The 18,918-nt window shown below is 64.8% G+C and carries 21 protein-coding genes, 1 tRNA gene and 1 pseudogene; 9 read left to right on the top strand and 14 right to left on the bottom strand.

Annotated elements, in window-relative coordinates; translation table 11 throughout:
• Positions 1–151: 151 nt before the first annotated feature.
• The 3 genes from LRX75_RS21955 (at position 152) to sugE (ending at position 3,175) form a co-directional block, all read left to right on the top strand.
• The gene (locus tag LRX75_RS21955) at positions 152–1,447 is read left to right on the top strand and encodes a DegQ family serine endoprotease (RefSeq protein ID WP_231816772.1); all 1,296 of its coding nucleotides are present in this window, start codon (positions 152–154) and stop codon (positions 1,445–1,447) included.
• Entirely contained in the window at positions 1,444–2,760 is a 1,317-nt protein-coding gene (locus tag LRX75_RS21950; protein WP_231816757.1) for a replication-associated recombination protein A, read from the top strand. Before LRX75_RS21955 ends, LRX75_RS21950 begins: the two co-directional genes overlap by 4 nt.
• A gap of 100 nt (positions 2,761–2,860) precedes the next feature.
• Positions 2,861–3,175 (top strand): quaternary ammonium compound efflux SMR transporter SugE, encoded by a 315-nt coding sequence (sugE, locus tag LRX75_RS21945; protein ID WP_231816756.1) that lies wholly within the window; start codon positions 2,861–2,863, stop codon positions 3,173–3,175.
• Between the two features lie 3 nt (positions 3,176–3,178).
• Here sugE and LRX75_RS21940 read toward each other — a convergent pair whose 3' ends face one another.
• The 10 genes from LRX75_RS21940 to LRX75_RS21895 all read right to left on the bottom strand — a co-directional run bounded on the left by LRX75_RS21940 (position 3,179) and on the right by LRX75_RS21895 (position 10,181).
• Positions 3,179–3,970 (bottom strand): ATP12 family chaperone protein, encoded by a 792-nt coding sequence (locus LRX75_RS21940; RefSeq protein ID WP_231816755.1) that lies wholly within the window; start codon positions 3,968–3,970, stop codon positions 3,179–3,181.
• Entirely contained in the window at positions 3,963–4,619 is a 657-nt protein-coding gene (locus LRX75_RS21935) for an HAD-IA family hydrolase (protein ID WP_231816771.1), read from the bottom strand. The genes LRX75_RS21940 and LRX75_RS21935 overlap by 8 nt, the downstream gene beginning before the upstream one ends.
• Positions 4,619–5,605, bottom strand: a complete 987-nt coding sequence (locus LRX75_RS21930; RefSeq protein ID WP_231816754.1) for an RluA family pseudouridine synthase — start codon at positions 5,603–5,605, stop codon at positions 4,619–4,621. The genes LRX75_RS21935 and LRX75_RS21930 overlap by 1 nt, the downstream gene beginning before the upstream one ends.
• Before the next feature lie 65 nt (positions 5,606–5,670).
• Entirely contained in the window at positions 5,671–6,048 is a 378-nt protein-coding gene (gene crcB / locus LRX75_RS21925) for a fluoride efflux transporter CrcB (RefSeq protein WP_231816753.1), read from the bottom strand.
• Positions 6,049–6,106: 58 nt separating this feature from the next.
• Entirely contained in the window at positions 6,107–6,940 is an 834-nt protein-coding gene (gene fghA, locus LRX75_RS21920; RefSeq protein WP_231816752.1) for an S-formylglutathione hydrolase, read from the bottom strand.
• A 33-nt stretch (positions 6,941–6,973) separates the two neighbouring features.
• Positions 6,974–7,639 (bottom strand): DUF1345 domain-containing protein, encoded by a 666-nt coding sequence (locus LRX75_RS21915; protein WP_231816751.1) that lies wholly within the window; start codon positions 7,637–7,639, stop codon positions 6,974–6,976.
• Positions 7,640–7,643: 4 nt separating this feature from the next.
• Positions 7,644–8,087 (bottom strand): YaiI/YqxD family protein, encoded by a 444-nt coding sequence (locus tag LRX75_RS21910; RefSeq protein ID WP_231816750.1) that lies wholly within the window; start codon positions 8,085–8,087, stop codon positions 7,644–7,646.
• Complete coding sequence (locus tag LRX75_RS21905; protein ID WP_231816749.1) at positions 8,084–8,566, bottom strand: GNAT family N-acetyltransferase; 483 nt, start codon at positions 8,564–8,566, stop codon at positions 8,084–8,086. Before LRX75_RS21905 ends, LRX75_RS21910 begins: the two co-directional genes overlap by 4 nt.
• On the bottom strand, positions 8,566–9,693 hold the full coding sequence (locus LRX75_RS21900) for an S-(hydroxymethyl)glutathione dehydrogenase/class III alcohol dehydrogenase (protein ID WP_231816748.1): 1,128 nt from the start codon (positions 9,691–9,693) through the stop codon (positions 8,566–8,568). Before LRX75_RS21900 ends, LRX75_RS21905 begins: the two co-directional genes overlap by 1 nt.
• A gap of 92 nt (positions 9,694–9,785) precedes the next feature.
• Positions 9,786–10,181 (bottom strand): helix-turn-helix domain-containing protein, encoded by a 396-nt coding sequence (locus LRX75_RS21895; protein WP_231816747.1) that lies wholly within the window; start codon positions 10,179–10,181, stop codon positions 9,786–9,788.
• Positions 10,182–10,444: 263 nt separating this feature from the next.
• Here LRX75_RS21895 and LRX75_RS21890 point away from each other — a divergent pair, with 263 nt between their 5' ends.
• A complete protein-coding gene (locus LRX75_RS21890) occupies positions 10,445–11,329 on the top strand; it encodes a DMT family transporter (RefSeq protein ID WP_231816770.1) in 885 nt (294 codons plus the stop codon).
• Here LRX75_RS21890 and lipB read toward each other — a convergent pair.
• Positions 11,292–12,047 carry a lipoyl(octanoyl) transferase LipB gene (gene lipB / locus LRX75_RS21885; RefSeq protein ID WP_231816746.1) on the bottom strand — a complete coding sequence of 252 codons (756 nt, stop codon included), beginning with the start codon at positions 12,045–12,047 and terminating at the stop codon, positions 11,292–11,294. The genes LRX75_RS21890 and lipB overlap by 38 nt on opposite strands.
• A 284-nt stretch (positions 12,048–12,331) precedes the next feature.
• Here lipB and LRX75_RS21880 point away from each other — a divergent pair.
• Together LRX75_RS21880 and dusA are read left to right on the top strand one after the other, a co-directional pair.
• Positions 12,332–12,416 (top strand) — tRNA-Leu (locus LRX75_RS21880).
• A 761-nt stretch (positions 12,417–13,177) separates the two neighbouring features.
• A complete protein-coding gene (gene dusA, locus LRX75_RS21875) occupies positions 13,178–14,251 on the top strand; it encodes a tRNA dihydrouridine(20/20a) synthase DusA (RefSeq protein WP_338110347.1) in 1,074 nt (357 codons plus the stop codon).
• A 233-nt stretch (positions 14,252–14,484) separates the two neighbouring features.
• Here dusA and LRX75_RS21870 read toward each other — a convergent pair whose 3' ends face one another.
• Positions 14,485–14,697 carry a cold-shock protein gene (locus LRX75_RS21870; RefSeq protein ID WP_062473876.1) on the bottom strand — a complete coding sequence of 71 codons (213 nt, stop codon included), beginning with the start codon at positions 14,695–14,697 and terminating at the stop codon, positions 14,485–14,487.
• 563 nt (positions 14,698–15,260) lie between these two features.
• Here LRX75_RS21870 and LRX75_RS21865 point away from each other — a divergent pair.
• Complete coding sequence (locus LRX75_RS21865) at positions 15,261–15,836, top strand: DnaJ domain-containing protein (protein WP_231816769.1); 576 nt, start codon at positions 15,261–15,263, stop codon at positions 15,834–15,836.
• Between the two features lie 281 nt (positions 15,837–16,117).
• Here the strand turns inward: LRX75_RS21865 and LRX75_RS21860 are convergent, their stop codons facing one another.
• Together LRX75_RS21860 and LRX75_RS21855 are read right to left on the bottom strand one after the other, a co-directional pair.
• Positions 16,118–16,495, bottom strand: a complete 378-nt coding sequence (locus LRX75_RS21860) for a hypothetical protein (protein ID WP_231816744.1) — start codon at positions 16,493–16,495, stop codon at positions 16,118–16,120.
• Positions 16,496–17,567: 1,072 nt separating this feature from the next.
• Positions 17,568–18,116 (bottom strand): nuclear transport factor 2 family protein, encoded by a 549-nt coding sequence (locus LRX75_RS21855; protein ID WP_231816743.1) that lies wholly within the window; start codon positions 18,114–18,116, stop codon positions 17,568–17,570.
• Between the two features lie 199 nt (positions 18,117–18,315).
• Between LRX75_RS21855 and LRX75_RS23360 the strand changes: the two genes are divergently transcribed.
• Together LRX75_RS23360 and LRX75_RS21845 are read left to right on the top strand one after the other, a co-directional pair.
• Entirely contained in the window at positions 18,316–18,777 is a 462-nt protein-coding gene (locus tag LRX75_RS23360) for a RelA/SpoT domain-containing protein (RefSeq protein WP_231816742.1), read from the top strand.
• A 29-nt stretch (positions 18,778–18,806) separates the two neighbouring features.
• Positions 18,807–18,918: pseudogene (locus tag LRX75_RS21845) on the top strand (IS5/IS1182 family transposase); the annotation flags it as partial.

Raw genomic sequence — 18,918 nt, 5'->3', positions numbered from 1 at the left:
GTTCCTTGCGCATTTCGTGGCGCCGACCGATCTCAGCGAGTCCTCTCCCACGGTGGACCAGCTGAAGACGAGCGCGGTGGCGACACCCGTGGCCGCGACGAGCCCGGCAACGGGCGGCACGACGAAGACGGTCCCGGAAAGCCGGGCGGACATGCAGATGTCCTTCTCTCCGCTCGTCAAGCAGACCGCGAATGCCGTGGTGAACGTCTATGCGGAGAAGCTCGTGGAAAGCCGCTCGCCGCTGGCCGACGATCCCTTCCTGCAGCAGTTCTTCGGCCAGCGCATGCCGAACCGCTCGGAAAAGCAGTCGTCGCTCGGGTCCGGCGTGATCGTCGGCGCGGATGGCATCGTGGTGACCAACAACCATGTCATTGAGGGTGCCGACGACATCAAGGTGGCGCTGGCGGATGGCCGCGAGTTCGAATCGAAGGTTGTTCTGAAGGATGACCGGCTGGATCTCGCCGTTCTCAAGATCGAGGGAACGGCCCCGTTCCAGACGATCCCGCTCGGTGATTCCGATAGCGTCGAGGTCGGCGACCTTGTGCTCGCGATCGGCAACCCCTTCGGCGTCGGTCAGACGGTGACGAGCGGCATCGTGTCGGCGCTGGCGCGCAACCAGGTGACGCCGGGCAGCGACTTCGGCTTTTTCATCCAGACGGATGCCGCGATCAACCCGGGCAATTCCGGTGGTGGCCTGATCGATATGAAGGGCGAACTGATCGGCATCAACACCGCGATTTTCTCGCGCGGCGGCGGGTCGAATGGTGTCGGCTTTGCCATTCCGGCCAATCTCGTCAAAGTCTTCATCGAATCGGCCAAGGGCGGCACGGGGAGCTTCGTGCGGCCCTTCATCGGCGCGAGCTTCGAGCCCGTGACGTCGGAAGTCGCCGACGCCCTGGGACTCGATCGTGCGCGCGGCGCGCTCGTCAGTTCGGTCATCGAAGGCGGGCCGGCCGAGAAGGCCGGCATTCGCCCCGGCGAGGTCGTGACCGCCGTCAATGGCATTCCGGTCGAGCACCCGGATGCGCTCGGCTATCGCCTGACCACTGTGGGCATCGGCAAGGATGCGCGGCTGAGCGTCGCCGACAACGGCAAGGTGCGCGATGTCGTGCTGCGGCTCGAGCGGGCGCCGGAGACGGCCCCGCGCGACGAACGGCTGATCGAGGGCCGGACGCCCTTTGCCGGCGCGGTCGTCGGAAACCTCTCGCCGCCTCTGGCCGACGAGCTCCGCATGCCCGCGACGTCCGAAGGCGTCGTGATCACGGCCGTCAACCGCGGTTCGCCCGCCGCCCGCGTCGGCTTCGCGCCGAAGGACATCATTCTGGCGGTCAACGGCGTGCCGATCGACAAGACCGAGACGCTGGTCAAGGCGACGGCGGACGATCCGGCCTTCTGGCGTGTGGAAATCCTGCGCGACGGTCAGCGGATCCGCCAGTTCTTCCGATGAGCGATCTGTTCGCGCCGCACGAGCCCGAGGGGATGCAGGCAAAGCGGCCGCTGGCGGACCGGCTGCGTCCGCAGACGCTGGCGGATGTCACGGGCCAGGCGCATCTGACCGGAGAAGACGGCGCATTGCGGCGCATGATCGATTCGGGTTCGCTCGGCTCGATGATCTTCTGGGGGCCGCCGGGCACGGGCAAGACCACCGTCGCGCGGCTTCTCTCCGGCGAGACGGGACTGGCCTTCGAGCAGATCTCGGCGATCTTCTCCGGCGTCGCCGACCTGAAGAAGGTTTTCGAAACGGCCCGGGCGCGCCGCATGTCGGGCCGCCAGACCCTGCTCTTCGTGGACGAGATTCATCGCTTCAATCGCGCGCAGCAGGATAGCTTCCTGCCGGTGATGGAAGACGGGACGATCATCCTCGTCGGCGCCACCACGGAAAACCCCTCCTTCGAGCTCAATGCGGCTCTTCTGTCGCGCGCGCGTGTGCTCACCTTCCGCTCGCATGACGCGGAGAGCCTGGCGGAACTCCTGAGCCGCGCCGAGGCGACCGAAGGCAAGCCGTTGCCGCTCGACGGCGACGCACGGGCGAGCCTGATCCGCATGGCGGATGGCGACGGACGGGCGGCGCTGACGCTGGCCGAAGAGGTCTGGCGCGCGGCCCGCAAAGGCGAGACCTTCGATGTCGCGGGGCTGCAGGATGTGGTCCAGCGTCGGGCGCCCGTCTATGACAAAGGGCAGGACGGCCACTACAATCTGATCTCGGCGCTGCACAAGGCGGTGCGCGGCTCGGACCCGGATGCGGCGCTCTACTATCTCTGCCGCATGTTCGATGCGGGAGAGGACCCGCTCTATCTCGGACGGCGTCTGGTGCGCATGGCCGTCGAGGATATCGGGCTGGCCGATCCGCAGGCGCTCGTCGTCTGCAATGCCGCCAAGGATGCCTATGACTATCTCGGTTCGCCGGAAGGGGAACTGGCGCTGGCGCAGGCCTGCGTCTATCTCGCGACCGCGCCGAAATCGAACGCCGTCTACACAGCCTACAAGACGGCGATGCGGGCGGCCAAGCAGAACGGCTCGCTGCTGCCACCCAAGCACATTCTCAACGCTCCGACCAAGCTCATGAAGGGCGAGGGCTATGGAGACGGTTACCGCTACGATCACGACGAGCCCGACGCGTTCTCCGGTCAGGATTATTTTCCCGAGAAGATGGGCCGTCAGAAATTTTACGATCCGCCCGAACGCGGCTTCGAGCGCGACATTCGCAAGCGCCTGGAATGGTGGGACAAGCTGCGCAAGGAGCGTGGCGGCGACCACTGAAGATTGCCCGCCGGCGCGAAATGTGGCATAGGAACTCGGCGGACGACCGCACCTTCACACCCCTGCGGGGACGACCTCGCGCCTCGAAGGAGTGATCTCCATGTCCTGGTTTCTGCTGTTTCTCGCCGGATTGTTCGAAATCGGTTGGGCCATCGGCCTGAAATACACCGAGGGCTTTTCCAGGCCGCTTCCAACCATTCTGACCGTCGCCGCCATGGTGGCCAGCATCGTGCTTCTCGGCATGGCGCTGCGCACCCTGCCGCTCGGAACGGCCTATGCGATCTGGACCGGCATCGGCACGGTCGGAACCGTCATTCTCGGTATCGTGCTGTTTGCGGAGCCCGCAACCGCGCTTCGGCTCGGCTGCATCGGCCTCATCGTCGCGGGTATCGCCGGCCTGAAGCTGACGGCCTGAGGGTCAGGCCGTCCGGAGCGAATCGAGCACGGCATTGGCTGCCTGCATGTCGCGCCAGCGCAGCTCGCGCCGCTGAAACGCTTCGTCGTCCGTCCCCCAATGCTCGATCTGCCAGTCCTCGTCGAGATGGGCGAGCGCCCAGGCTTCGTCCACGCTCAGGCGACGCTCGGCAATGGCAAGCGGCAGGATGGCGGAGCCGGTGAGGGTCGTCATGGCATGGATGGCGGAGAGCCCGAGCGGCGTTGCATAAGCCCGCAACGCTTCGGCAAAGGCCGAAATGGCCGCCTGCGGCTGACGCTGATGGATGACGCCCTCCGCAAGGATGAAACGGGCACCGAACGCGTCCGACATCCAGGCAAGAATCGGATCCCACTGCGCTTGCTGGCGGGCGACGAGCCCCTCCGGCTGGTCGGCGCGGTAGCACAGCATATCGGTCCCGGCGAAGTTCAGGATGTCCTCGAACACGCCGCGAATGTTCTTGGCCACGCCATCCAGCGCGCTATTGACCAGCCGCGTCACAGGCATGGTGCCGGGATCGATGGTCTCGACCTGTGCCTCCCATTCCGCCGCCAGAAGCTCGGCCAGTCTCTCGGTCGGCGCGGCCAGAACCTGCTTGGCCGGCGTCTTGATCGGACGACCGTCCAACAAGATCGAGAAGCCGTTGCTCTCGCTGCGGCCGATCGAGACCTCCTTGTAGAAACGCTTCGGCAGGGGCTTCAGCATCTGGATCTGCGCGCGGCGAACCGGGTCCGGATCGCTGAAGGTGTTGGTGAATTCGTCGCGGATATCAGACATGCGCAGTCTCCAGCAGGGCAAGAATATCGTCCGGCGTCTGGACGATATGGTCGGCGCCGGCGGCGAGGAGGGCGCTGGCAGGCGCATAGCCCCAGGAAACGCCGATGGCCGTGGCGCCCGCACCCTTCGCCATCTGCATATCGTAAATCGCGTCGCCGATGACAAGCGTGTCGCGCGGATCGAAACCGGCTTCCGCACAGCATTCGGTCACCATGGCGGGGTGCGGTTTGGACGGGCAGTCGTCCGCAGTGCGCGAGACCGCGAAATCGAAGCCGTGCGACGTGCGGATGAGATCGAGCCCGCGCCGGGATTTCCCCGTGACCGCACCGATCACGAGGTCATCGCGCCGCGCGAGCATTTCCATCATGGCGGCGATGCCGGGAAAGGGCAGCTCGGACATGCCGGCAGCGCGAACGTCCGTGTAGATGGCCTTGTAATGGGCCGTCATCGCGCGCGCCCGGTCGTTGACATGCAGTTCGCCGGTCAGCCGGGCGATGGCGATGTCCAGCGTCAGGCCGATGATCGCCTTCGTGTCGCCAAGCGCCGGCGGTGTGAGATCGAAAGCCTCGAAGGTCCGCGCCATGGTGGCGTGGATCACGCCGGCGCTATCGACCAGCGTGCCGTCGCAATCGAACAGGACGAGCCGCATCATTCCTCTCCGGCATTGGCCATGTCGAAACCGAAGAGGTTCCAGGTCTGGACCATGTGCTGGGGCATCGGCGCCGTGATCGTCAGGCGTCCGCCCTCGGGATGGGGAATGTCGATCTTGCGCGCATGAAGGTGGAGCCGGTTCTGGACGCCGCTCGGGAAATTCCAGCCGGGGGCGTCGTCGAAATACTTCGGGTCGCCGATGATCGGATGGCCGATATGGAGGGCATGGACGCGCAGCTGGTGGGTCCTGCCCGTATAGGGCTCCATCTCCAGCCAGGCGAAATTCTGGCCGGCCTGCTCCAGAACGCGGTAGTAGGAAATCGCATGATCGGCGCCGTCGTCGCCGTGGCGCGCGATGCGCATACGGTCGCCATCAGGGGTCTGCTCCTTGACGAGCCAGGACGATACCTTGTCCTCGCGCTTGCGCGGAACGCCCTTCACCAGCGACCAGTAGGTCTTCTTCGTGTCGCGTTCGCGAAATGCCGCGGTCAGCTTCTGGGCCGCCCCGCGGGTGCGCGCCACGACCAGCACGCCGGACGTGTCGCGGTCGAGCCGGTGTACCAGACGCGGCTTCTCGCCCTTCGGGCTCGTCCAGGCCTCCAGCATCTGGTCGATATGGCGGTTGAGGCCGGAGCCACCCTGCACGGCGATGCCCGGCGGCTTGTTCAGCACGATCACCTTCGCGTCTTCGTGCAGCAGCATGCGCGACAGCAGCTCGTGGTCGGAGGAGTGCTTCAGGTCATGGCTCGGGATCGGCCCCGACTTGCGGTTTTCATCGACATCCATCGGCGGAATGCGGACCGTCTGGCCGGCTTCCACCCGAAAGTCGGATTTCACACGACCGCCGTTCACGCGGACCTGGCCGGAGCGGAGCAGCTTCTGCAGCGGCCCGAATCCGAGGCCGGGATAATGCAGCTTGAACCAGCGATCGAGGCGCATGCCGTTTTCGTCGGCTTCCACCGTCTTGTGCTCGATACCCGCCATGTCAGTGGTCTTTCGTCCTTGGCGGCCAGAGGCCCACCATCCATCATCGTCGTCAAGCGCCCGCTTTAGACGATTGCGCGCATCAGGGCCAGACCTGCAACGACGGCGAGGCCGGAAAGCATGAGGCTCAGGCCGATATAGAGCGCCGCCGCGCCGACTTGACCCTGTTCGGCAAGCATCGCCGCATCGAGCGAGAAGGCCGAGAAGGTGGTGTAGCCGCCGAGGATGCCGGTGACGAGGAAGAGGCGCAACTCCGGCGAGGCGCCGAAACGCCGCACGATGACCTCCGAAAACACGCCGATGAGGAACGAGCCGGTGACGTTGACGAACAGCGTACCCCAGGGAAAGCCGGCGCCCATCAGCCGGACACCGGCGACGCCGCAGAGATAACGAAGGACGGAGCCGAGCGCGCCGCCCAGTGCGACGAGGAGGACGTTCAGCATGGCGCTGTCCTCATGGCACGGACGGCCGCCGCCTGTGCGCGGTCTGTCGTCCCCGGCATCAGGCCAGCCGCTCCGCATGCCACCGCAGGTGATCGTCCATGAAGGTTGAGATAAAATAGTAGGAGTGATCGTAGCGCTCCTGCATGCGCAGCGTCAGCGCGATGCCTGTGCCCTTGATCGCCTCCTCGAACAGCCACGGGCGCAGGCCGTTTTCGAGGAACCCGTCGGCCGTCCCCTGATCGATCAGGAATTCGGGGAAGCGCGCGCCGTCTTCGACCAGCGCGCAGGCGTCGTAGGCGCGCCAGGCAGCCGTGTCCGCGCCGAGATATTTTTCGAAGGCACCGACGGACCAGTCGGCCGTCGAAGGCTGGACGATGGGGGCGAAGGCCGAGCAGCTGCGGAAACGTTCCGGGTTCTTCAGGGCGATCGTCATCGCGCCATGTCCGCCCATGGAGTGGCCGAAGATCGCCTGACGGTTCATGTCCGCGCGGAACTGCGCGGCGATCAGCGCCGGAAGCTCCTGCGTGATATAGGTCTCCATGCGATAATGGCGGGCCCACGGCGCCTGCGTCGCATCGAGATAGAAGCCCGCGCCCTTGCCCATCTGCCAGTTCGCCGCTTCGTCGGCCACATCGTCGCCGCGCGGGCTCGTGTCCGGGCAGACGATGATGAGGCCGAGTTCGGCCGCAAGTCGCCGGTACTCGCCCTTTTCCATGACGTTGGCATGGCTGCAGGTCAGGCCGGAGAGATACCAGACGACCGGGCAGGGCTGGCTGACGGCCTGCGGCGGTACGAAGACGGCAAAGGTCATATCGCAGTCGCAAGCTTCCGAGCGGTGCGAGTAGACGCCTTGCATGCCACCGAAGGCGACGTTCTGGGACAGGACTTTCATGGGAGGCTCCCTTAAGGCAAACCGGACGATGCGTTAGAGCAGGGCAACCGCAGCATTGACCGCCACGGCGATGAGCACGGTGTTGAAGAAATAGGATATGATGGCGTGCAGAAGGTTGATCTTGCGCATCGCCGTCGTGTTGATCGCGACATCCGACGTCTGCGCCGTCATGCCGATGACGAAGGAGAAGTAGAGGAAATCGAAGATCCCCGGCATGTCCGTTCCAGGAAAGTCGAGGCCGCGGCGGTCGCCGTTCTCTCCCGCGCCGACATCGGAAAGCTCCGGGCTCCAGTAGCGATGCGCATAATGGATCGCCGCCATCGTGTGAACCGTCAGCCAGCCGAGCGCGACCGAGGCGAAGGCGAGGATCTGGTCGGCCAGCGGTGCGCCATCCTTCTCGTTCAACGCCTGAAACAGGGAGACGAGGCAGATGACGACGGCGGCGAGCGTGACGCCGAGGATGACGATTTCGGGCTCGTCGGTGCCGGCGGCGTTTTCCTTGAGATAGGCGCCGCTGAGCCTGGGAATACGGATCGCGATCATGACGAGGTAGACGAGGAAGAAGAGAACGGCGGCAAGCTCGATGGCAAATCGTCCACTTTCGATGAAACCGATCGGCAGCGACAGGGCGGCAACGATCGCGCCGAGCGTGAAGGGGAGGTGTCGCCGGGGAATGAGCCCGCTGCGCGCCCGCGCCATCGCCTCAGGCCTGCTTCGCGCGACGGCAGAGCCGGTCGAGCGTTTCGAGAAAGGCCGAGCGGTCGCGGGCCGTGAAGGCGGCATTGAAGCCGCGGCTTTCGCCGGTCTCGCGAAGATGGGCGCCGAGGTCCCGCATGGCGGTCGCCATCCCGATATTCGCGACATCGAAAACGCGGCCCGTCGGCCCCGTCACCAGCGCACCCCTGGCCACGCAGCGACCGGCCAGCGGCACATCCGCGGTGATCACGACATCGCCGGGGCCGGCACGTTCCGCGATCCAGTCGTCGGCCGCATCGAAACCGGCGGACACGATGACATTGGTCACCATCGGATCGCGCGATGGCCTGAGCCCGGAATTGGCCACCAGCGTCACCGGCAGGGCGTGCCGCTCGGCCACCTTGAGGATCTCGGGCTTGACGGGGCAGGCATCGGCATCGACGTAGATCATGGGATGTCCGTGGATCGGGGTGAGGCGGGCCGCAGCATATCCACATGCGGAATGCCGTCTTCGAGATACTCGTCCGAGGTCGCGACGAAGCCAAAGCCGGCATAGAACGCGCGCAGATGGCTCTGCGCCGAAAGCGCGATCGGCGCGCCGGGAAACGTCGTTTCGCAGGCCGAGATGGCCTCGCGCATCAGGGCCTCTCCGAGCCGCCGGCCGCGGTGATCCGGTGAGACGACGACGCGGCCGATACGCGCCTGCGCGCCCGGCTGCGGCGGCGTCCGCAATCGGGCGGAGGCGACGAGCTCGCCGCCCTCGATCAGCCGCAGATGCAGGGACGCTGCGTCCCTGCCGTCCAGTTCCGGGTAGGCGCATTGCTGCTCCACGACGAAGACATCGACGCGCAGTTTCAGCAGCGCATACAGGTCGCCTGCGGACAGGGCGTCCATCGTCCGCAGATCGACCGTGTAGGCGGTTTCCGGCATCAGTAGACCACGACGCCGCGGATGCTTTCGCCCGAATGCATCAAGTCGAAGCCCTTGTTGATGTCCTCGAGCGGCATCGTATGGGTGATCATCGGATCGATCTGGATCTTGCCCTCCATGTACCATTCGACGATCTTCGGCACGTCGGTGCGGCCGCGCGCGCCGCCAAAGGCGGTGCCCATCCAGTTGCGGCCGGTGACCAGCTGGAAGGGGCGTGTGGAGATTTCCTGGCCCGCGCCGGCAACGCCGATGATGACGGACTTGCCCCAGCCGCGATGCGACGATTCGAGCGCCTGGCGCATGACCTTCGTGTTGCCGGTGCAGTCGAAGGTATAGTCGGCGCCGCCGATCGTATCGCCGTTGCGCTTCGTCAGGTTTACCAGATAGGGCACGATGTCGTCGCCGACGTCCTTCGGATTGACGAAATGCGTCATGCCGAACTTTTCGCCCCAGGCCTTGCGATCATTGTTGATGTCGACGCCGATGATCATGTCCGCGCCGGCAAGACGCAGGCCTTGCAGCACGTTGAGGCCGATGCCGCCGAGGCCGAAGACGATGGCGGTCGAGCCGATCTCGACCTTCGCCGTGTTGATGACGGCGCCGATGCCGGTCGTCACGCCGCAGCCGATATAGCAGATCTTGTCGAAGGGCGCGTCCGGGTTCACCTTGGCAAGCGCGATTTCCGGCAGGACCGTGAAGTTCGCGAAGGTGGAGCAGCCCATGTAGTGGAAGATCTTGTCCTTGCCGATCGAAAACCGCGACGTGCCGTCCGGCATCAGGCCCTGGCCCTGCGTGGCGCGGATGGAGGTGCAGAGGTTCGTCTTGCGCGACAGGCACGAATAGCATTCGCGGCATTCCGGCGTGTAGAGCGGAATGACATGGTCGCCCTTCTTCAGCGACGTGACGCCCGGTCCGACATCGACCACGATGCCGGCACCCTCATGGCCGAGAATGGCGGGAAACAGACCTTCCGGATCGGCACCCGACAGGGTGAATTCGTCCGTATGGCAGATGCCGGTGGCCTTGACCTCGACCAGCACCTCGCCGGCCCGCGGGCCTTCCAGTTGTACGGTCATGATCTCGAGGGGTTTGCCGGCCTGAACGGCGACAGCAGCGCGAACGTCCATGAAATGTCTCCTGGATGTGTAGGTCTTGGTGAGTAGGCCTTGATTGGTCGTGGCGGCACGCGGACCAGCGTCCACGATTCGGTTCTCGGTTTTCAGATACCCTTTAGGACGCGGCGAAGCGAGGTCTCAAGCGCTTCTATCGCCTTGCCCGTCTGCGCATGCAGCGCCTTGGCGCTGGCAAGCTCGTCCAGCAGGCCCTGGACGGCCGCGGGGGAGAGGATCACGCCGGAGGGTTCCGCAATGCCGGCGATCAGCCATCTCGGGGTGACGCCCAAGAGGCCTGCGAGACGCGCCAGCATGTCGCCCTCCGGCTCGCTGCGGTCGCGCTCCCAGTCCGAAAGCGTCTCGGGCGAAACGGCAAGGCGCTCCGCGAGATCCGCAAGGCTCAGATTGAGCGCGCCGCGGGCGCGAAACAGCCGCCCACCGGGCGTGTCCGTGTCGCGCGGCTGCCGCAGCATCGCCATCATGGCTTCCGTCGATACGCGCATGGCGTTCTCCCTGATCGCGCTCCGGTGCCGAGACCGCCTTCCGAAGACGCGGCGCTCACCGGAGCCTTCCATGATCATGAGCCTACAGCCGCGACCGGGAAAGAAAAGAGCCTGCAGCGGCAAATATCTGTCGGGACACGCCTTGCGGAAAAACCTGCAAGGGCATTGCCATGGGCTGCGTCCGACACCGGACCGGGAGCCTGATTCGCATGACACGTCCATCTTCGTCCGCTCTGCCTGCAACGGTCCTGCCTGTCACGGCGATGCGAGGCGTGATCCTGCTGCTGACCGCCATGATGATCCTGCCCTGCATGGATGCCATCGCAAAATATATGGCGGTCGAACGCGGCATGTCGCCGGCGCAGGTGGCCTTCTACCGGTTCTTCTTCCAGCTCGTCGCGACCCTGCCGATGCTGCTGCGGCTTGGCGGTCCGAAGGCCCTCGTGCCGCAAAGGCCGTGGTACAACATGCTGCGCGGTGTTCTGCTGGCGGCCGCATCGCTGTTCTTTTTCGTGTCGGTCAAATACATGCCGCTCGCCGACGTCTTCGCGATCTACTTCGTCGAACCGTTCATCCTCACCTGCCTGTCGGCGCTCATCCTCGGCGAAAAGGTCGGCTGGCGGCGATGGCTGGCGATCGGCATCGGCTTCTTCGGCGCGATGATCGTCATCCAGCCGAGCTTTCAGGCGTTCGGCCTGACCGCGCTGATGCCGGTGGCCTGCGCCTTTCTCTTCGCCTGCTATCTCCTGATGAACCGTGCCTCGGGTGCTGCGGACAGTCCGCTGGCGATGCAGACCTTTGCGGGCGTCGGCGGCACGCTGTTCATGGCAGCGACGATCGCCGTCGGTCATGGCATGGGCGCTGCCGATTTCGTGCCGTCGCTGCCGCACACGCCGCTCGGCTGGGGGCTGGTCATCGCGCTCGGCACGATTTCCGGCTATGGCCACCTCATGGTGGTCAAGGCCTTTCAGGCCGCACCCGCCTCGGTGCTGGCGCCGTTGCATTATTTCGAGATCATCGCGGCAACCGTGCTCGGCTATCTCGTCTTCGGGGAATTCCCGACGGCCTCCAAATGGCTGGGCGTCGCCATCATCGTCGGCTCCGGCCTGTTCATGATCTGGCGGGAGCGTCGCCAGCCGGCGCACTGACGGTCGGCTCCGTCACGGTCGGCCCGAACACGGCCTCGAACGCATCGCGAAGCCGTATATCGGCATCTTCCATCATCACCGGCAGGCCGAGATCGACGAGGCTGGTGACGCCATGCCCGCGAATGCCGCAGGGCACGATCCCGCCGAAATGGTCGAGATCGGGCTCCACGTTCAGCGAGAGCCCGTGAAAGCTCACCCAGCGGCGCAGCCGGATGCCGATCGCGGCGATCTTGTCTTCCGCCGGCGTTCCATCGGGCAGGGGCGCCTTTTCCGGCCGCCGCACCCAGACCCCGACGCGATCCTCGCGCCGCTCGCCGGTGACGTTCATGCTGGAAAGCGTCCGGATGACGAGATCCTCGAGCGCCGCCACGAAGGCGCGAACGTCCTGCCGCCGACGCTTGAGGTCGAGCATGACATAGACCACGCGCTGCCCCGGCCCATGATAGGTGTATTCGCCGCCGCGGCCGGTGGCGTAGACGGGAAAACGATCGGGCATCACGAGATCGGCCGCGTCGGCACTCGTGCCGGCGGTATAGAGCGGCGGATGCTCCACCAGCCAGACGAGCTCGTCCGCCTCGCCGGCGGCGATCGCCGCCACCTCGCGCTCCATGGTCTCCACGGCCACCTCATAGGGCACAAGGCCCTCCGCGATCCGCCAGCGAACCGGGGGACAGCCGTCATCGGCGAAAAAACGACTGTCGAGAGCGTCGCGCTGCATGGTCCGTCCTGAAGAGGCTGCGGTCGGCACAGAGCCATTTCAGGGCCGCGCAGATCCGTTCGAATGAGAGATCGGCCGTAACATTCGCGAAAAAGCGATCCGGCCAACCGGTTTCCCTGTAGATGGGGCGTGTTCACGCGCGGTTAAAGGCGGAATTCCGGGCTCTGTCCACAGGCACCGGAAATAGTTTTCACCACCGCCAACTTTTCCGCATTCCGCCCTTGTGCCCCTGAAATCCTTTTGCTAAACGCACCCCTGCCGGAGCAATTCGGCTCTACCACGATGCGGTCGTGGCGGAATTGGTAGACGCGCAGCGTTGAGGTCGCTGTGGGGCAACCCGTGGAAGTTCGAGTCTTCTCGACCGCACCATTCACTTCTTGGCTGAAGTATCGCCAACACGGTGAAAGTGATCGACCTCCTAATTTAGGATGTTGACCAAAAGATTGAGACTGCATTACGAAGTGCACCACAGCCTTACTTTAGAAGGTGTCTTGGTGTCGCGAAAACAGAAGTCTCTCGTTACACTCGATCGCATGCGCTACCCGAAGGCACGCGGGTCTTAGTGGCACCATACCCGGTGCATTCCCGGACATGCTTCCGATCTTGACGGTCGCGGTTTGATCCAGATCTCCCTCAGGACAGTATTGCTCGACGTGACCATGTTACGGTGTGATGCGCGGGAGCGGGCCAATGATCTGTACTGGCAGGGTCTGGTCTTCGACGATACGGACGAGGCTGCCCAGGCGCGCTGTGCTGCGCCAAAAGCACATTCGATAGCCATTCGCGGCATTTGATTCTCCGATTTAAGGCGTCCAGCCCATCCTCGCCTTTGCCATTTGCGCCCATAGCTTGATCTAAGCACGCGCGGCGATCTTGCGGTCGGACGTCGGCAACTCTCGGTGGACGATTCGCCCGTCGCGATTTAAAATGATCTGTGCCATAGAGGCAGTGGTGCCATTCGCTTGCGATCTCGCGACATTGGTTTCCATCGGTATGACATGCTCCAGGCGAGAATTACACTGTGATACTCAGCGACCAGAAACGCCTGCCGATATCGTGGAAATTACAACGATGCGCCACATGTTGAGAGAATGCATCAACATGAAATGTCGAGAAATTACGTGAATACAATGACTTATAAACTCCCCGTCTTCGCGGTCGCCCCCATGATCAACTGGACGGACCGGCATTATCGCTTTTTTGCGCGGCAGCTGTCGGCGCATGCGGTGCTGTATACCGAGATGATCGTTGCTGATGCCGTGTTGCGGGGGGATCGGGAGCGGTTGTTGCGGTGCGCGGTGGCGGAGACGCCGGTGGCGTTGCAGCTGGGCGGCAACAATCCCGGCAAGCTGGCGGAAGCGGCGCGGATCGGCGTGGGGTTCGGCTACAGCGAGATCAACATGAATGTCGGCTGCCCGTCGGACCGGGTGCAATCCGGCACGTTCGGCGCCTGCCTGATGCGCGAGCCGGAGGTGGTTGCGGACTGCGTGGCGGCGATGAAGGCGGCGGTCGGCGTGCCCGTGACGGTGAAATGCCGGATCGGCGTCGATGACCAAGAGCCCGAGATCGCGCTGCGCGCGCTGCTCGACCGCGTGCGGGCGGCGGGCGTGGACGGCCTGTGGGTGCATGCGCGCAAGGCCTGGCTGCAGGGCCTCTCGCCCAAGGAGAATCGCGATATTCCGCCGCTCGACTATGGTCTCGTGCACCGGATCAAGGCGGAGACCCCCGATCTGTTCATCGGCATCAATGGCGGGCTCGCGACGCTCGAGGATGCCCTGCGGCAGCTTCGCCATCTCGACACCCCGTCCGCTCTGGACGGCGTGATGCTCGGCCGGGCGGCCTATCACGACAGCGCGATGCTGACCGGGGTGGATGCGGCCTTTGCGCATCCGCTGACCGGCGCTCCGCCCGTGGCCGTCGATCCCGGTGCGTTGACCGAGGCGGGGCATCGGCGATCCCCCGATTTCTGGTGCGGCGTGCGGGATGCGATGATGGCCTATGCGGCCGGGCACATCGCGGACGGCGGGCGGCTGGTGCATGTGACGCGGCACATGGTCGGGCTGTTTCAGGGCTGGCCGGGCGCGCGGCGGTATCGCCAGATTCTCTCGGCCGATGCGACGCGGGCGGGCGCCGGGCCCGAGGTGATCTCGGCGGCCTTCGCGGCCGTTCTCTCCGAGGCCGGCGCGCGCGCGGCGGCGGAGTGAAGGGGCGGCAGGCAGACCGGCGGGTCGGTTTCAAAAAACGGTGAAAGAAACGGGGCTGCGGGTCCCCGGTCGTTTCGGGCTCAGTCTACCCTGCGCCTCGCGAGCGGGGAGAGGCGGCGCGGATTTTTTTGCGGATTTTTTTCGCGGTCGCGGATGCCGGACGGAAAGGGGCAAGCCCCAGAGACAGAAACGGCGCCACTGGGGCGCCGTTTCCGGATGTCGTCAGCGGCAGATCAGGCAGCGCTGATGTTGACGGCCTTGGGGCCCTTGCCCATGCGATCCGGCTCGGTGTCGAAGGTGACCTGCTGGCCGTCCTTCAGCGTCTGGAGGCCGGCGGCCTGGAGAGCGGAGATGTGAACGAAAACGTCCTTCGCGCCGCCTTCCGGAGTGATGAAACCAAAACCCTTGTCCTGGTTGAAGAATTTTACGGTGCCTTTGGTGGCCATGGGGATGTCCTCTGGTCTTCCCTGGATGTGGTAACCGCACCCCCGGTGCCGGGGAGGCGGGCGGTCATGCGTGTCGATGCAACACGCGGTCTGGATGTCACGTACGGGAGCAAAGAACGTCTACGCCCATGGGAGCCGCAAGGCCTGCCGGCCATCCGCCCCATGCTGCCGTTCGGCCGTGTCCACAGCGGATCTCCCCACCGGAACGCCGCCGAGCGGCACAACCACATCAGTCCAGTCTCCGGGATGAACAGCCCGAACGGTATATGTCTGCCAGCAAATACGCGCCTTGGCAAGCCGCTGCGATCATCGACGGATCGCAGAAAAAGGCCGGGCCTCCACATTTTCGTCGGATGCAGGGCGGAGTGTCCCGAAGCGGTGCAGGACGGCCGCGAAGCAGGGCCGGAGCGACCCTGGCGCAGGATCGGCGCCGTGCGGCGCTCTAACGCTTGATGCCGGCGGCCGGGGCGGGTACTGCAGGGGTGGCCGGCACCCGATGGTAAGACCGGCGGAACAGCCGGTGCGGCGAGAGGATTGGGGGCAAGGTGATCGATCCCTATGCGATGCTGGGCGTGGAGCGCGACGCCGACGAGGCCGCGATCAAGACGGCCTATCGCCAGGTGGCGAAGACGGCGCATCCCGACCAGGGTGGCGACGTGGAGGCCTTCGGCAAGCTGCAGGCGGCCTACGACCTGTTGCGCGATCCCGTGCGCCGCAAGATCTTCGACGATACCGGCTACGACCCGCAGCTGGCCGACCCCCGCGACCTCAAGGGCCTGCTGGTGATCGAGACGCTGGTCAACGAGGTGATTCTCGACGAGCGCGAGCCCGGCAGCTTCGACCCCGTGGCCGCCATGCGCCGCCGTCTGTCCGACGATATCGTCAAGAGCCGCTTCCACATTCTCGAGCTGGAACGCCACCGCACCCGCGTGCGCCAGCACATGGACCGCCTCGGCCGCCGCCCGGACGCCGACGTGCTCGGCTCCATGCTGCGCGCCCGCTCCCAATCCATCGCCGAGGCGATCCGCAGCGCCGAAGGGCAGATCGAGGTGATCGAGCAGGCCTATCTGATGCTGGAGGGGTACCGGTACGAGCTGGAGGCGTTGCGGGGCGAGGAGCGGGATGAGGCGGCGGAGTGAAGGGGGAGTGGTGAGCCGTGAGCAGTAAGCCGTGAGCCGGGGTTGGTTAGTAGCGAATATCGAATAGGGAGTGGCGAATAGGGTTTGGGAGGGAAGGGAGACGGGCGCTCTCTGGTTTGCCGGTCGCCTTTCTTACAGGGCGGAAAAAGGCTTGGGGTTATTCGCTTCTGCCGTTTTTACCGTCTTGTTTGTTGGTTTTTTGATTCCCTATTCCCTATTCCCTATTCCCTATTCCCTATTCCCTATTCCCGGCTCACGGCTCACGGCTCACGGCTCACTCCTCACTCCTCACTCCGCACCGCCTCCCGTCGCCAGAAATCCTGAAACTCCGCCTTGAGCGGGTCGCCGCGGGGGAGGCGGCTTTCGAGGATGGCGTAGATGGCGTTGTTCTGGGCGCGGAACGGGCTGTCCTCGCTGGCGTCGGCGAGCAGCCGGAGAAGGCCGGGGACCAGACGCTTTTTCAGGTGCATCGCAACGCCGAGGATCGTCAGGAATTCCTGGATGACCTCGGTGGGTGCCGTCAGCAGGCAGCGGGGATACATGGTGATGGGCGGAGAGACGCCCTCCTTCAGGTCGGGCTCCGTCGTGCCGGGCAGGCTGCAGCGCCGGTGCCGGCGGCAGCGGGCGCGGTCGCAGAGCAGGGCCGGCGCAAAGACCATGTCGGCGGCGGCGCAGGCGATGCTGCGCGGCTCGAACGGGCGGGACGGGGCCGGGCGGGACGGGGCCGGGCCGGCGGGGACGGGGTCTGCGGCGTCGGGGACCGCGGGGCCGGGACCTGGTGAGTCGGGGCGTGGGGGGATGGATGCGACGGGGCCAGCCGGCGATAAGCCGGCGTTGCGGGGCCCAGCCGGCGATAAGCCGGCGTTGCGGGGCCCAGCCGGCGATAAGCCGGCGTTGCGGGAGGCAGCCGGTGGTGGGCCTGCATTGTCGCGGCCGGCGGGCGCTGGGACGGCGTTGCCGGGGCCGGCCGGAGATGGGCCTGCTTTGAGGGGGCCTGCGTTGCCGGGGGCGGCAGGAGATGGGCCGGCATTGCCGGGGCCGGCGGGCGATGGGCTGGCTTTGTGGCGGGCGGGCGGCGTTTGACCGGGGCGATCGGGGCCGGTGGCGCGGGCCGGTCGGGTCTGTGCTGCGGCGCATCGGGTGGCGGATCTCTTGCGTCGTCTGGACATGCGGTCTCCTTCACGCAGGCGGTTCGGCCTCGCGGTATGGCGCATCGGGTCGTGTCCGGCCGTTCGGGCCGAGGATCGGACGGGGCGCTGGAAGCTGCCGCGTTGATAGATAGAGGTATGACACCTTCCGGCGCCCCGTTCGGCGGTTTCTGCCCGCATGTGCCTCTCTGCCGCCGTCCCGACGCGCCCGGAGGCGCGCCATGAGACGACGCTCCATGCCGCAAAGGCAAACCCGAACCGTACTGGAGCATCGCTTGCGCACTGCGCCGGCGCCTCGGGGGGAGGTCGTAATGCGGACCGTGATGCGGAAGGCGCACGTCGTTCCCTCCGCCCCACAGCCGGCTCCGCCTCGCCGGCACGCCTGCCGGTGTATCCGAGAGCGGAACGGGCCCAGTATGCGGGGGTTTTCGCGGCGCGGGGAAATGGACGGGTGAAAAAATGGCGGTGTGTGGCGGGGTTCGGCCGCTCCCGAGCCGGCGACGGCTGCGGACGAACCGGGACGGCGTGAGAACCGTGTCCGGCTGGCCGCCTTGTTTACAAACGGTTTTTCAGAGGCGCGGGGTCAGCTGTAGCCGCCCTTGGCGCGCTGCTCGGCGGCGTCGCGCTGGGCGGTGTCCAGATCGTCCTCGCGATTGTTTTTCCCCGTTTGCTCGATCTCCGGTTCCGCCCTGGCCGTCCGGTCGTCACCGCCCTTGACGTGCGCGCCGGTCGCAGGGGCGCCGGTCGAATGGGCGTCAGTCGCATGGGCGCGGGGAATGCGGGCGCTGTCGAAATAGGTGCGGAACGACGCGATCTTGCCGTCCGCCTCTTCCAGCACGCTGACGCCGCCATAATCGAACGCCACGCCGGCCACCCTGCCGCGGCTGCGCCATTCGAGAAAGGCGACGCCGTCCGTCTCCCTCACGGCGCGAAACTCGGAAACGATCTCCTCGAAGGCATCGCGATAATGCGACCAGAACGTCTTCGCCGCCGCCGCCCCGCCCTCCTCATAGGAGACCAGCGGACTGGACAGGCTGGCATCCTCTGCGAACAGGCCGGCGATGGTGTCGGTATCGCGGTCGGATTCGAGGCGGTGGAGGGCGGCGATGAAGGTGTCGGCGAGGGCTGTCATGGGGCGCTCCTGAGGTTTGGGCTCGGGAGGGAACTGGGGTGGGGGTGGGTTGTTCCGGGGGAGGCGAGCGAGTTGGCAGAAGAGAGGAAAATATTACATCGATTATGGCGATATACTTATTTCATTTGAAGGAGAATTAATTTATCATTGATCGCAGGTCGTTTTTTCATTTTAATCTTAATTATGCAGAGGTCAGATTGTGGCTTGGGCTATTCCTGAATATGAACGGAAGGATGTTGATTTAGCAGGTAAAAGGATTGGCAAGCAAAAACTTCCTGTTGGGTCGCCGCAAGTCGGAGACGCGCTCGCAATTTTGAATAACTGGCGTTCAGCGCATGCTTATCCGCTCAATACTTTTCAGATAACTTTGCGGAATAAATCGAAAAAATTTGAGCACGAAGTGATTGTGGCTCAGCGCACTAAGCGTTTGGAGTCTATACACGCAAAACTTGCTCGACAACCCTCAATGCGTATGAGTCAAATGCAAGATATCGCGGGGTGTCGAGCTGTTTTAAAGAGTATGACAAATGTCAGAAAGTTAGTCGAACTCTATAAAAATAGCAGGTTTGAGCATCAACTAAGAAGTGAAAAGGACTATATCACCAATCCTAGGCCGGATCGACATTCAGGCTTTCCAAATCGGTTGATCGCTGATTCATAGAACTCCGTGTTGGATCACGGAGGCCTTTGATGGCGGCGAAGCGGTATGAACTGAGCGATGGGCAGTGGGCAAAGATTGCGTCCTTGTTGCCGGGCAAGATTGGTGATCCGGGGCGCACCGGGTCGGACAACCGCTTGTTTA

This window comes from Rhizobium quercicola (genome assembly GCF_021168455.1).
Lineage (GTDB): Bacteria > Pseudomonadota > Alphaproteobacteria > Rhizobiales > Rhizobiaceae > Ferranicluibacter > Ferranicluibacter quercicola.
Note: the sequence above shows the minus strand (reverse complement) of the source record. Positions and strands in the feature narration are given on the sequence as shown.